14 protein-coding genes are annotated in these 12916 nt (G+C 68.5%); 9 read left to right on the forward strand and 5 right to left on the reverse strand.

The features are described from left to right. A partial coding sequence (locus H521_RS25770; protein WP_211215489.1) for a hypothetical protein occupies positions 1-870 on the reverse strand: 870 nt, incomplete at its 3' end. Between the two features lie 254 nt (positions 871-1124). Then, positions 1125-2561, reverse strand: coding sequence for an MFS transporter (locus H521_RS0108020; RefSeq protein ID WP_022892507.1), 1437 nt, complete (start codon positions 2559-2561; stop codon positions 1125-1127). A 197-nt stretch (positions 2562-2758) separates the two neighbouring features. On the opposite strand from H521_RS0108020, the gene H521_RS0108025 reads away from it, so the two are divergent. From H521_RS0108025 to H521_RS0108040, 4 genes are read left to right on the forward strand one after another with little or no spacing between them, the layout of a single operon-like run. After that, positions 2759-2971 carry a heavy-metal-associated domain-containing protein gene (locus tag H521_RS0108025; protein WP_022892508.1) on the forward strand — a complete coding sequence of 71 codons (213 nt, stop codon included), beginning with the start codon at positions 2759-2761 and terminating at the stop codon, positions 2969-2971. Then, a complete protein-coding gene (locus H521_RS0108030) occupies positions 2968-3954 on the forward strand; it encodes a hypothetical protein (RefSeq protein WP_022892509.1) in 987 nt (328 codons plus the stop codon). The genes H521_RS0108025 and H521_RS0108030 overlap by 4 nt, the downstream gene beginning before the upstream one ends. 43 nt (positions 3955-3997) lie before the next feature. Beyond that, on the forward strand, positions 3998-6268 hold the full coding sequence (locus H521_RS0108035) for a heavy metal translocating P-type ATPase (RefSeq protein WP_022892510.1): 2271 nt from the start codon (positions 3998-4000) through the stop codon (positions 6266-6268). Between the two features lie 50 nt (positions 6269-6318). Then, the gene (locus H521_RS0108040) at positions 6319-6591 is read left to right on the forward strand and encodes a YHS domain-containing protein (protein ID WP_022892511.1); all 273 of its coding nucleotides are present in this window, start codon (positions 6319-6321) and stop codon (positions 6589-6591) included. Positions 6592-6642: 51 nt separating this feature from the next. Here the strand turns inward: H521_RS0108040 and H521_RS22250 are convergent, their stop codons facing one another. Next, positions 6643-7110, reverse strand: coding sequence for a MarR family winged helix-turn-helix transcriptional regulator (locus tag H521_RS22250; RefSeq protein ID WP_022892512.1), 468 nt, complete (start codon positions 7108-7110; stop codon positions 6643-6645). A gap of 124 nt (positions 7111-7234) precedes the next feature. Between H521_RS22250 and H521_RS22255 the strand changes: the two genes are divergently transcribed. From H521_RS22255 to H521_RS0108060, 3 genes are read left to right on the forward strand one after another with little or no spacing between them, the layout of a single operon-like run. Beyond that, entirely contained in the window at positions 7235-8287 is a 1053-nt protein-coding gene (locus H521_RS22255; protein ID WP_051159230.1) for a quinone oxidoreductase family protein, read from the forward strand. An 8-nt stretch (positions 8288-8295) separates the two neighbouring features. Continuing rightward, positions 8296-9171 carry an NAD(P)-dependent oxidoreductase gene (locus H521_RS0108055; protein ID WP_211215490.1) on the forward strand — a complete coding sequence of 292 codons (876 nt, stop codon included), beginning with the start codon at positions 8296-8298 and terminating at the stop codon, positions 9169-9171. Then, positions 9168-10088, forward strand: coding sequence for an NAD(P)-dependent oxidoreductase (locus H521_RS0108060; RefSeq protein WP_022892515.1), 921 nt, complete (start codon positions 9168-9170; stop codon positions 10086-10088). Before H521_RS0108055 ends, H521_RS0108060 begins: the two co-directional genes overlap by 4 nt. 60 nt (positions 10089-10148) lie before the next feature. Here the strand turns inward: H521_RS0108060 and H521_RS0108065 are convergent, their stop codons facing one another. Both H521_RS0108065 and H521_RS0108070 read right to left on the reverse strand, forming a co-directional pair. Then, positions 10149-10463: a DUF1330 domain-containing protein gene (locus H521_RS0108065; RefSeq protein ID WP_026482058.1), complete on the reverse strand. Its 315-nt coding sequence runs from the start codon at positions 10461-10463 to the stop codon at positions 10149-10151. A gap of 204 nt (positions 10464-10667) precedes the next feature. After that, positions 10668-11033: a winged helix-turn-helix transcriptional regulator gene (locus tag H521_RS0108070; protein ID WP_022892517.1), complete on the reverse strand. Its 366-nt coding sequence runs from the start codon at positions 11031-11033 to the stop codon at positions 10668-10670. A 98-nt stretch (positions 11034-11131) separates the two neighbouring features. Between H521_RS0108070 and H521_RS0108075 the strand changes: the two genes are divergently transcribed. Together H521_RS0108075 and H521_RS22260 are read left to right on the forward strand one after the other, a co-directional pair. Continuing rightward, entirely contained in the window at positions 11132-12004 is an 873-nt protein-coding gene (locus tag H521_RS0108075) for an SDR family oxidoreductase (RefSeq protein WP_022892518.1), read from the forward strand. A gap of 104 nt (positions 12005-12108) precedes the next feature. Next, positions 12109-12831, forward strand: a complete 723-nt coding sequence (locus H521_RS22260) for a DedA family protein (RefSeq protein ID WP_022892519.1) — start codon at positions 12109-12111, stop codon at positions 12829-12831. Positions 12832-12916 lie beyond the last annotated feature (85 nt).

Below are 12916 nucleotides of genomic sequence, written 5' to 3' on the forward strand. Positions count from 1 at the left end.
CGCGTGCGACCAGTGACTCACGACCGCGGCGACCGGCACCGGAACGGCACCGATCGGCACCACGGATGCCAGTGGCTCGGCCTGCTCGAACCTGTTCGTTCCCATCACCACGTCGTGCTCCTCAGTGCTCGGTGCTTCGTCGTTCTCGTCGTCATCTTCGTTTTCGTCATCGTCATCGTCATCGTCGTCATCGTCGTCATCGTCGTCATCGTCTTCGTCGTCTTCGTCGTCTTCGTCGTCTTCGTCGTCTTCGTCGTCTTCGTCGTCTTCGTCGTCTTCGTCGTCTTCGTCGTCTTCGTCGTCTTCGTCGTAAAACTCGCGGTCGAACTGGAACTCGAATTCGAACTCCGGCACCGGCACCGGGAGCCTGGCCGGCTCTGCGACATCCGTCACTGCGGCAACCACCTCGGCGGGCTGCTGCGTCTCGGCGGCCCGCTGCGCCTCCGCGGCCGCCTCGGCCAGCGGATCGCGGCCGAGCACGGGGCGCACGAAGTTCAGTTCGGCCTGCAGCTCCGCCATCTCGCGGGCATCGAGCTCGAGCAGCGAGCGGGCGTTGCCCTCGCCCCTGCCGACGAAGTAGTCCTCATCGACCTCGGTCAGGCGGTCGCCGTCGCTCGTGGTGAAATAACGGCGCCGACCGGCATCCGTCACGGGAATGATCACTTCGACGAACTCGCCGCTGGGCTCCTCGCTGCAGAGGTAGTAGCGCTGCACGTCGCGCGGCGAGGGATGCCGCCCCCAGTCGGGTGTCGGCATTCGGCGCGGCCGCAGCGTTCCGCCGGCATCGGCGCTGCGCCGGCCGGCTCGCGGCACGCCGTCAGCCGCAGACGCACTGAATCCGAGCAGCGGCTGGTCGTCGGCGTGCGTCACTCGGGCTCCCTGGGGGTCGGGCCGGCGGCACTGCGTGGGGGTCGAAGCTGCTCGCCGCCTCCGATGCTAAACCGGTTCCCGCTGTTCTGCACCTGGACACTCGCGAAGGCTGACCTCCACCACACCGAGTCGAAGCAGATCGCGGCGAAGCTCGATGCCTTCCTCGCAGAGGGCGTTTCAGGGCAGTAACGCAGGTGGCCGGGCGTCGGATCCATCGCGGGAGTACTGCGATGGATCCGCCGCCCGGCACGTCGTCAGACTGAGATCGACTCGCTCTCGGCGACATCCGGTGAGGCAGCGCGCGGCTTCGTCATCGCCGCGGCGGTCACCAGCGCCCCGACGACCGCGAGGATGGCGGCGCCGATGAACGCGGCCGAGTAGCCCTGGGTGAGCTCGACCTTCGACGCGTCGGCACCCGAGATGCCGGAGACGATCGCCGTGAGGATCGCGAGCCCCAGCGCCGACCCGATCTGGTAACTCGTGCTCACGAGCCCTGAAGCGACACCGGTCTCGGCCGGCGGTGCTGCGTTGATCGCGGTGCCGAGCGAGGGCACGAACGCCAGCGACATCCCGAGCGCCGCAAGGAGCGATGCGGGCAGCACGTCGACGGCGTAGTTGCCGTCGGGTCGCACGAACGAGAGCCACACGAGTCCGCCCGCGAGCAGCAGCAGGCCGCTGACGATCAACGGCTTCGCACCGAAGCGCGCCAGCAGGCGCGGCGCCCACGCGACCATGACGAGCACCACGAGTCCCGTCATCGGCAGGAGCGCTGCGCCCGCGGCGAAGGCGCTGGCGCCGAGCACCTGCTGCAGGTACAGGTTCAGGAAGAACCACATCGAGACCCAGGCGGCACCCAGCAGCAGTTGCGCCCCGTTGGCGGCACCGAGCAGCGGCTCGCGCAGCAGGCCGAGGCGCAGCAGCGGGTTGCGGCTGCGCGCCTGGATGATGAAGAAGATCACCAGCAGCACGACGCCTGCGGCCAGCACACCCAACGTCGGCACCGTCAGCCAGCCGGCCTCGGGAGCGTTCACGACGGCGTAGACGACGGCGGCGAGCCCGACCGTCACGGTGAGGGCGCCGGTGAGGTCGATCGACCCGGCGGCCTTGCGCACCGTTCGGGGAAGCGACGTCGCCGTGAACGCGAGCACGAAGAGCGCGATCGGAATGGTGACGTAGAACACCCAGGGCCAGCTCGCGTACTCGGTCAGCACTCCCCCGAGGAACACGCCGGCGGTGCCGCCGATCGGCGCAGCGGCGCCGTAGACGGCGAACGCCTTGGGCAACTCGGGCGTGCCGCCGAAGAGCATCATGAGCAGCGTGAGCGCGGCGGGCGCGATCAGTGCGGAGCCCGCGCCCTGGATGGCACGGCCCGCGATCTCGAGTCCGACGTTGCTGGCGATTCCCGCGAGCAGCGAGCCCGCGATCAGGATGACCCAGCCGAGCACGAAGATCTTGCGGGCGCCGAAGACGTCGGCGAGGCGGCCGCCGAGCAGGAGCAGGCCGCCGAAGGCGACCACGTAGGCGTTGAACACCCACGACAGCGACTCGGGCGTGAAGCCCAGCTCTCGCTGGATGTCGGGCAGGGCGACACCGATGATCGAGGTGTCCATGATGACGATGAACTGCGCCGTGGCGATCAGCACGAGGCCGAGCCACCGCTTGCCTGGCGAGATGGACGGGTCGGTAGACATGTGAATTCCTCCTGAGCCGGATGCCGGGAACCCCCGGCGGTGTTAGCGAGGTTATACCCATAGGGGGTATAGGTGTCAAACACCGTTGCGTGCCGGATCGGGACGATTGTGGCCTGGTTGCGACATACCCCAGTGGGGTATATGGTGAACACCGAGGTACCCAGCCGGGGTATCGACGGGAACGAAGAGGAGCAATCATGGCCACGAGCGAATTCCAGGTGACGGGCATGACCTGCGGGCACTGCGAGATGTCGGTTCGTGAAGAGGTCGGCCAGATCGCCGGGGTGGCCGACATCGCGGTGAGTGCGCAAACGGGCAAGCTCGCGGTGACGGGCGCCGACACGATCGATGACGCGCAGATCCTGGCCGCCGTAGAGGAGGCCGGCTACTCGGCGGTGCGAACGTCATGAAGACCGGCGCGCGGCTCGCCCTCTACGGGCTCGGGTTGGTTGCGGCATTCGGCGGTGCGTTCGTCATCGCCGGCGCCGTCGTTCCCGGCAGCGTCGTCGCCGGGTGGACTGAAGGGACTGAGATGAACGGGCACGACGAAGGTCACGATTCCGGGAGCACCGCTTCCGATGGCGCGGCCACGACTGCAACAGCGCTGAAGGGCCTCGCGCTCGAGATCGATGGCTTCGTGCTGTCTCCGGTGCAGGCACCTGCGACGGTCGGGGCTCCCGGCGAGCTGAGCTTCCAGATTCAGGATGCCGCTGGCACACCGGTCACCGAGTACACGACCGCGCACGATCGCAAGCTGCACCTGATCGTGGCCCGATCCGACGGCAGCCTGTTCCGTCACGTGCACCCGTCGCTCGACGAGGCGACGGGCACATGGTCGCTGCCGTGGGAGTGGGCGGCGGCGGGCACCTACCGCGTGTTCGCCGACTTCACGACGGCCGGTTCAGCGGCCCAGCCACTGACGCTCACTCGCACCGTTCAGGTCGCGGGCGAGTTCGCGCCGGTGGTTCCGCAGCCCTCGCAGGTCGATCAGGTCGACGGCTTCGACGTCTCGATCGAGGGCGACCTCGTTGCGGGCTCGCCGAGCGAGCTCACCATCACCGTCGCTCGCGATGGCGAGCCGCTCACCACCCTCGAGCCGTACCTCGGCGCGTTCGGTCACCTCGTGGCACTGCGCGAGGGCGACCTCGCCTTCCTGCACGTGCACGCCGAGGGTGACGAGCCCGAGGCGGGCGAGACTGCCGGGCCCGAGATCGTGTTCGCCGCGGAGGCGCCGACCGCCGGCCGCTACCTCATGTACCTCGACTTCCAGGTCGACGGGCAGGTGCACACGGCCGAGTTCGTGCTCGACGCAGGGCACGGCGAGGGCGCCGCGCACGCCGACGCCAACACGGACGCCGACACCGACACCGGATCCCACTCGGACGGGCACTGACCGGCAGATCACGCCCCTCCCCGCACCTGACAGAGGAAGCAACATGAGCACAGCAGCACCCCCGAGTGCGCCCGCAGGCGTCGAGCTCGACATCGGCGGCATGACCTGCGCGTCGTGCGCGATGCGCATCGAGAAGAAGCTGAACAAGCTCGACGGCGTGACCGCGACCGTGAACTACGCGACCGAGAAGGCGAAGGTCACCGTGCCCGAGGGGTACGACCCCGCGCTGCTCATCGCCGAGGTCGAGAAGACCGGGTACTCGGCCGTCATCCCCGCGCCCAGGGGCCGCTCGAAGAGCGAGGCATCCGCCGGCGACGGCGATGCCGAAGACCCCGAGCTGACCGCGCTGCGCCACCGGCTCATCGGCTCGGTCGTGCTGACCCTGCCGGTCATCGCGATGGCGATGATTCCGGCGCTGCAGTTCACCTACTGGCAGTGGGCGTCGCTTGCACTCTCCGCACCGGTCATCGTGTGGGCGGCCTGGCCGTTCCACAAGGCGGCGTGGACGAACCTGAAGCATGGTGCCGCGACCATGGACACGCTCATCTCCATGGGCACGTCGGCCGCGTTCCTGTGGTCGCTCTACGCGCTGTTCTTCGGCACGGCCGGCACACCGGGCATGACGCATCCGTTCGAGTTCGCCCTGGCGCCTTCCGATGGCGCCGCGAACATCTACCTCGAGGTGGGCGCCGGGGTGACGATGTTCATCCTCGCCGGGCGCTACTTCGAGAAGCGTTCGAAGCGCCTGGCCGGTGCAGCCCTGCGGACGCTGCTCGAACTCGGTGCGAAGGAGGTCTCGGTGCTGCGCGGCGGCGTCGAGACGAAGATCCCCGTCGAAGACCTGCAGATCGGCGACGAGTTCATCGTGCGCCCCGGCGAGAAGATCGCCACCGACGGGGTCGTGGCCTCCGGGACATCCGCTGTCGATGCCTCGATGCTCACGGGCGAATCGGTGCCGGTCGAAGTCGCCGAGGGCGACGCCGTCACCGGCGCCACGACGAACGCCGGCGGCCGGCTCGTGGTGCGTGCGACCCGCATCGGCGCCGACACGCAGCTCGCGCAAATGGCCAGGCTCGTCGAAGACGCGCAGACCGGCAAGGCCGAGGTGCAACGCCTGGCCGACCGCATCTCGGGCGTGTTCGTGCCGATCGTGATCGTGATCGCGGTCGCCGCACTCGGGGGCTGGCTCGGCGCGGGGTTCCCCGTGACGGCGGCGTTCACCGCGGCGGTCGCCGTGCTCGTGATCGCGTGCCCCTGCGCGCTGGGACTGGCGACGCCGACCGCGCTGCTCGTCGGCACCGGTCGCGGCGCGCAGATGGGCGTGCTCATCAAGGGGCCGGAAGTGCTCGAGTCCACCCGCAGGATCGAGACCGTCGTGCTCGACAAGACCGGCACGGTGACCACCGGAAAGATGACGCTCGTCGACGTGGTCGTCGAGCCCGGCACCGATCATGCCGAACTGCTCAGGCTCGCCGGTGCGCTGGAGGATGCCTCGGAGCACCCGATCGCGCAGGCCATCGCCAAGGGGGCGACGCAAGAGGTCGGCGCACTGGCGACGCCCGAGAACTTCGCGAACATCGAGGGCAAGGGCGTGCAGGGCATCGTCGACGGCCACGCCGTGCTCGTGGGCCGCGAGTCGCTGCTCGCCGAGTGGTCGCTCCACCTGAGCCGTGAACTGGCATCCACCAAGGCGCGCGCCGAAGGCGAGGGCAAGACCGTGGTCGCGGTCGGCTGGGACGGGCAGGCCCGAGGCATCCTCGTCGTGGCCGACACCGTCAAGCCGACGAGCGCCGAAGCGATCGCCCAGTTCAAGGCGATCGGCCTCACTCCGGTGCTGCTGACCGGTGACAACGAGGCCGTCGCCCGGCAGATCGCCACCGAGGTCGGCATCGAAAAGGTCATCGCCGAGGTGCTGCCGAGCGACAAGGTCGACGTCGTCGCCCGGCTGCAGCGCGAAGGCAAGGTCGTCGCGATGATCGGCGACGGCGTCAACGACGCCCCGGCCCTCGCCCAGGCCGACCTCGGTCTAGCCATGGGCACCGGCGCGGATGTCGCGATCGAAGCCTCCGACATCACGCTCGTGCGGGGCGACCTGCGCAGCGCGGTCGACGCGATCCGCCTCTCGCGCACGACCCTCGGCACGATCAAGACCAACCTGTTCTGGGCCTTCGCCTACAACGTCGCAGCGATCCCCGTCGCGGCGCTCGGCATGCTCAACCCCATGCTCGCAGGGGCCGCGATGGCGCTCTCGAGCGTCTTCGTCGTGGGCAACAGCCTGCGCCTGCGCGGGTTCAGGAGTGTCGCCGACCGGTGACACTCGGCCCGACCACCTCACACAGCATTGACATGAAGGGAATCACCACAATGACGAACGACCTCCAGGCGACCGCAAGCTGTTGCAGCACCGCCGCGCCCAACCCCGCCGCCGCGGCCGCGGGCCGCGAGAACCTGCTCGGCGGTGCGAGCGACGACCTGACCACCTGCCCCGTCATGGTCGGCAGCCGGGTCAGCAAGCAAGCGGCGGTCGCCGCCGGCCTCTACCGCGACCACGAGGGCGAGCGCTACTACTTCTGCTGCGCCGGATGCGGGCCCGCATTCGACTCGAACCCCGCCAAGTACGCCGCCAACATGGCGTAACGGCGCGGATGCGACCGCGGGGCACGGTGCTCGTGCCGCGCACGGCGCCGGTCAGTCGGCAGAGCCGCCGTCAGGCAAGCCCTGTCCAGCCGTAGGGGACGCGAGTGCTTTGCGCAGCAATGAGGTGAATAGTTCCTGCTCGTCATCGGAGAGGCGGGCGAGGGCATCTCGCGCAAAACTGAACGAGCGCTCGAACCGCTGGCTGACCTCCTCCCCCTTCGCAGTGCGGGCCACGACTCGGACGCGCCGATCGTCCGGAGCGGATTCTCGGTACGTGAGCCCCATGCCGTCGAGGCGACCGACGATCTGCGAGATGTTCGAGGCGTCGCACCCCAGTTCTTCTGCGAGCCCGCCCATAGGGCGATGCTCGGAGAGCCGACCCAGAACGCACGCCTGCGCTGCGCTCAGAGCCACGGATGCAGCGGCGAGGTCGAAAGCCTGTTCGTATGCGTTCACGAGGTCGAGGAGGACGCCTTCGGCTTCCGAGGTCTCGGTCGCGACGCGGTGTGTGACTGCCATGCACTGATCCTAAACGCTTGAGCCGATAAACGAATCCAGCTCAAGGCGCGACCTGCGAGCGCATTTGCTTGATCCGCTCATGCAATTATGCTTTAGTTGAGCGAATCAAGCAAAAGGAGCACGCATGCACACCCGTCCCGAGTCTCTTCCTCGCGAAGTGACCGTTCGATCGCAGATGAACGCAGTCGTCCTCGACCGATTCGGGGGCGTGGACGAGCTTTCGTCACGGGAGATCGCTGTCCCCGCTGTCGGCGAGCAGGACGTCCTGATTCGAGTCCAGACCGCCGGCGTCGCCTCCTGGGACGCGGTCGAGCGCCAAGGCGACTACGACGGTGCGTTCGGAGTCGCCTCGACGTTCCCGTACGTGCTCGGCTGGGATGCGGCGGGCACCGTGGCGGCCGTCGGCAGCGAGGTCACCCGCTTCGAGATCGGTGATCGTGTGTATGCGGCGTCGACGCCGGTGTCGCGCGGCGGGTTCTACGCCGAATACGGTGTCGTCGCTGCCGAGCATGTGGCGCGCGTACCCGAGCGGCTCTCGACCGAGCAGGCCGGCGTGATGGCGTGGGACGCTCTGACCGCGCTGAGCGGACTCGATCTGCTCGATCTCGGGCCAGGCCAGACGCTCATGGTCTTCGGCGCCAGCGGAGGCATGGGGCACATGGCCGTGCAGCTGGCACGCCAGCGTGGTATCCGCGTGTTGGCGGTCTCCTCTGGCGCTGACGGTGTCGCCCTGTCCCAGGTCAATGGTGCCGACGCGGTCGTCGACGGTCGCACTCAGGACATCTTGGGCGCGGCAGACGAGTTCGCACCGGACGGGATCGATGCCGCCCTCATCACAGTGGGCGGTCAGGTGACCGAGCGCTCCCTTCGCGCGGTCAACCGTTCGGGACGGGTGGGATGGCCGCATGGTGTCCATCCGCTGCCCGCGACCCCGCCCGCTGCGCCGATCTCGTATTTCGATGGAGATCGGAGCCGGGCCGCGCTTGAGCGCCTCAACGCCGCCATAGAGGCAGGCTCGTTCACGCCGCACGTCGCTCGAAGCTTCCCCATGGCGCAGGTGAAGGAAGCTCACCGTGCGCTTCGTGATCACTACGTGGGGAAGCTGGCATTGAGCGTCGCGTACGACGGCACCGATGCGAATCCCGAACGTGAAGGCAGCGAGGGGACGCGGCTATGAGTACGCCGGTGACCGTCGTCGGACTCGGCCTGATGGGTACCGCGCTGGCCGAGGCCTTCATCATTGCTGGTCATCCGACGACTGTATGGAACCGAACCGCTTCCAAGGCGAGCCCCCTCGCAGCGAAGGGTGCGAACGCGGCGGCGACGATCGAGGACGCGGTCGCGGCGAGCCCGCTGATCGTCACCTGTCTGACGACCTTCGAAGACACCCGTAGCGCCCTGGCGCCGGTCAGTGTCGCTGACTGGGACGCGCGCGCGCTCGTGACCTTGAACAGCGGGAACCCCGCCGACGCACGTGAGATGGCCGCATGGGCCGATGACCATGGCGCTCGGTTCCTTGCCGGTGCAGTCAAGAACGTCCCTGCCGCCGTCGGGTTACCGGACACTCTCCTCTACTACAGCGGGGATCAATCCGTCTTCGACGACTACGAGAAGACCCTGACCGTTCTGGGCGGCGATACCGTCTTCCTCGGCGAAGACCCCGATCTCGCCGCTCTATACGAGATGGCCGTAGGCGGCACGCTGCTGCCGACGCTCGTCGGCTTCTATCAAGGCGCCGCAACTCTGCAATCCCGAGGGCTACAGGTCAGCAGCATGGTCCGGTTCTCCGCCAAGTGGTTAGACATGATCAGCTCTCTGTTGCCCATCTTCGCGAAGGAGATCGACACCGGCGACTACTCCCAGCCGCTTTCGACCGTGGACACCTTCATCGCCGGAGCCGCCCATGATGCCTCTCTCGGGGCCGAGGCCGATATCGACATCGCATGGCACGCACCGCTCAACGATCTCTTGCGACGCGCAGCCGACGCGGGCCACGGCGGCGACAGCATCTCAGTGCTGACCGAGGTGCTCAAGGGTGCCGAGTTCGGAGCGGACAAATGAGCGCCGGCTTGAACACCGCCGCAAGCAGGGAATCTCCGTCCACAGTCACCCTCATCGGGCTGGGACCAATGGGGGAAGCCATGACACGGGCGTTGGTCGCTGCAGGTCATCACGTGACCGTATGGAACCGGACCGCCTCGCGCGCCGAAGGCGTCGTGGCGGATGGCGCCACGCTGGCACCCGACCCCTCGACGGCGCTACGCGCAAGCTCACTACTGATCTTGAGCCTCACCGACTATCGAGCGATGTACGCCATCCTCGGCGACATCGCGGATGAGCTCGAAGGACGCACGATCGTGAACCTCAGCTCCGAGAGCCCCGCCAACACTCGCGAGGCGGCCGCCTGGGCCGCCGAGCACGGAGCTCGCCTCGTTGTCGGTGGAGTTATGGCGGCCGCACCGATGATCGGCACTCCGGCCGCGTCGGTGTACTACAGCGGCGACCAGGACGCGTTCGAGTCGTCTCGCCGGTTGCTTGCCACGATCGGCGAACCGCACTATCTCGGCACCGATCCCGGCCTCGCGCAGTTGATGTACCTGGCGCATCTGGAAGTGTTCCTCACCGGGCTTTCAGCGCTCTTGCATGCCACTGCCCTGCTCGGCAGCGCCGGACTCACCGCGTCGGCCGTGATGCCCGGCCTGTTGGAAACATTGGTGGGGATAGGAGAGGTCGTCGTCGAAGGTCATGAGCCGTGGGTGCAGATCGATTCCGGGCAGTATCCCGGCGATCTCAGCACGACGACGATGATGGGGGCATCGGCCGATCACGTCGTCCGCGCCAGCCAAGACGCCGGCGTCGATCTCACGTTGCCTCGTGCGATTCAGGAGCACTATCGCCGCGCGATCTCGCACGGACATGGGAAGGACAACTGGACGAGCCTCATCGAGGGGCTTCGACGGCCGACCTCGCCCTCGTGACAACAGAGCGAGGGGCGGACCTCAAAGTCGCAACGATGCCGGGCTGGCGGCGTGCCCGATTCAGGTCGACGGGGGTGGTGCCGCGGCGATCACACGGATCTCTCGGGTCGCAGCGTCGCCGAGAATGCGCAGCGCTTCCTGATACGCCTCGGAGTGATAGGCGGCGACCGCCGCATCGAGATCTGGGAACTCGATGATGGTCGTGCGCAAGGCCGACTGCCCTTCGAGCACGACGAGAGGTTCGCCCCGCGCGAGGAAGCGCCCTCCCCCCGCGAGCATCGCAGGACCGGCACGCTCGACATACAACCCGAGACGCTCCTCGTCGCGGATGCGCGTGAACGTGTTCACCCAGTAGACCGCCACTGCCTTCCCCATCCCTGCCACGAGCGCCACGGTCCGCATGACCTGGCCTGTGCCCAGCGGGCCTCATCCTGTGCGCGCCGCGCTGCTCGCGCCAGGCCCCGGACGGCCAGACATCATTCAGATCCTGCCCGGGACGGCGCAAGCAGGCGCCCGTCGCCGGGGCCCGGGGCGCGCGTTCTGCGCCGCGGGCCCCGCTTGGCGTTCAGCGCTCAGCGCTCAGCGCTCAGCCACGATGCCGTCGGCGCGCTGGGCCACCCATTCGACGAGCGGCAGCATGCGCTCCATCAGCTCACGTCCGAGCTCGGTCAGTGCATACTCCACCCGGGGTGGCACTTCGGGATACGAGGTGCGTGCGATGATGCCGTCGGCCTCGAGCGTGCGCAGCGTCGAGGCGAGCATCTTCTCGCTGATGCCGTCGACCTCGCGGCGCAGCTCGCCCCAGCGCAGCGTGCCGTCGGTCAGCGCGAGCAGCACGAGCACGCCCCACTTGCTCATGATGTGATCGAGCACGACACGAGTCGGGCACCCTTCGGTGAAAACTTCACCTGAGGTTTCGCGGATCTGCGCAAGACTAACCACCATGTAGGTACCTTACCTGAAAGTGGGTACCGTCGCGAGGGAAGGTTGGCGCGCGGCATCCGGTTGCTGACAGTGACCGCAACCGGAAGGACACCCACACCATGACCATTCTCGTCACCGCCGCCTCTGGCCAGCTCGGCCGCCTCGTCGTCGATTCCCTGCTCGCCCGCGGCGCCGCACCCGAGACGATCGTCGCGAGCGCCCGCGACACGTCGAAGCTCGAGCACCTCGCCGCCCGCGGCATCCGCACCGTCGAGCTCGACTACGCGCGCCCCGAGACCATCGCGCCGGCACTCGACGGGGTCGACACGGTGCTGCTCGTCTCGGCGTCGGAGCCCGGCAACCGCGTCGCGCTGCACCGGAACGTGATCGACGCCGCGAAGGCCGCCGGCGTCTCGAAGCTCGTCTACACGAGCGCGACGAAGGCCGGCACCGCCGACTTCGTGCTCGCGCCCGAGCACAAGGCCACCGAAGAGGCGATCGCCGCCTCGGGCGTTCCCGCGGTGATCGTGCGCCACAACTGGTACGTCGAGAACTACGCGGCGGATGTCGCGCGCGCGGCGACGACCGGAGTCATCGCGGCGTCCGTGGCCGACGGCCGCGTCGCGAGCGCCAGTCGCGCCGATTTCGCCGACGGCGACGCCGTCGTGCTGCTCGACGACGGCCACCTCGGCCAGGTCTACGAGTTCGGCGGCGACGTCGCCTGGAACTACGACGAGCTCGCAACCGCCGCCGCCGAGGTCGTCGGGCGCGACGTGGCGTACACGCCGCTCACGACCGACGAGCACGTCGCCGCCCTCGAGTCGTTCGGCCTCGACGCCGGCACCGCGGGCTTCGTCGCCGGCATCGACACGGGCATCCGCAACGGCGTGCTCGCCGAGGCCGATGGCACGCTCTCGCGACTCATCGGCCGGCCGACCACCTCGCTCGTCGACGGTCTTCGTGCCGCCACCGAGGAGTCCGTGGCAGCCTAGGCGGCTCGCTGCGCTCGCCGGCGCGAATTCCCCTACCGGGGTACTACCCGGATGCGACGACGGGGGGACGCGCCGGCGGCAACGGCGTCCGTAGCGTCGGAGCCATGGAGTTCCTGACCGACATCGTGCTCTCACTCGTGCAGTCGCCGTGGGTCTTCGTGGTGATCTTCGTCGTGTGCGTCATCGACGGGTTCTTCCCGCCGGTGCCGAGCGAGACCGTCGTCATCGCAGCTGCGGCCGCCGGCGCGGCGACGGGTGACTGGGCGATGCTCGTCGGTGCCGTGATCGCCGCTTCGGCGGGCGCGTTCCTCGGCGACAACATCGCGTACACGATCGGACGCACCGTGGGGGTCGATCGCTGGAGCTGGATGCGTCGCGACTCCGCGCGGCGTGCGATCGCATGGGCACGCGAGGGCCTCGACCGGCGCGCGACGGTGCTCATCCTGACCGCACGCTACATCCCCGTCGGAAGGGTCGCCGTCAACGTCACCGCGGGAGCCGCCGGCCTGTCACGCCGGCGGTTCCTGCCGCTCTCCGCCCTCGCCGCACTCAGCTGGGCCGTGTACTCGGTCGCGATCGGACTGTTCGCGGGCCGGTGGCTCTCGGGAAACCCGCTGCTCGCGGCGCTCCTCGGCATCGCCATCGCCCTGGTGATCGGCATCATCATCGATCGGGTCAGCTCGGCGGTCGCCACGCGACGAGCCGAGCGGCGTACCACAACTGAGGAACCCGCGGCAGCCTCGGTCGGCGTCTCACCGACCGGACCGGCGCACGCACATCGGCCCACCGTTGACTCAGCCGGCATGACAGTTCCGCCTCAGTCATGAGGCGGAACTGACATACCGAATCCGGAGACGACGATGCTGCGCCTGCGATTGTCGACCACCGACAAGCCGCTCGCGAGATCGCACC

It is taken from the genome of Agromyces subbeticus DSM 16689, from assembly GCF_000421565.1.
Lineage (GTDB): Bacteria > Actinomycetota > Actinomycetes > Actinomycetales > Microbacteriaceae > Agromyces > Agromyces subbeticus.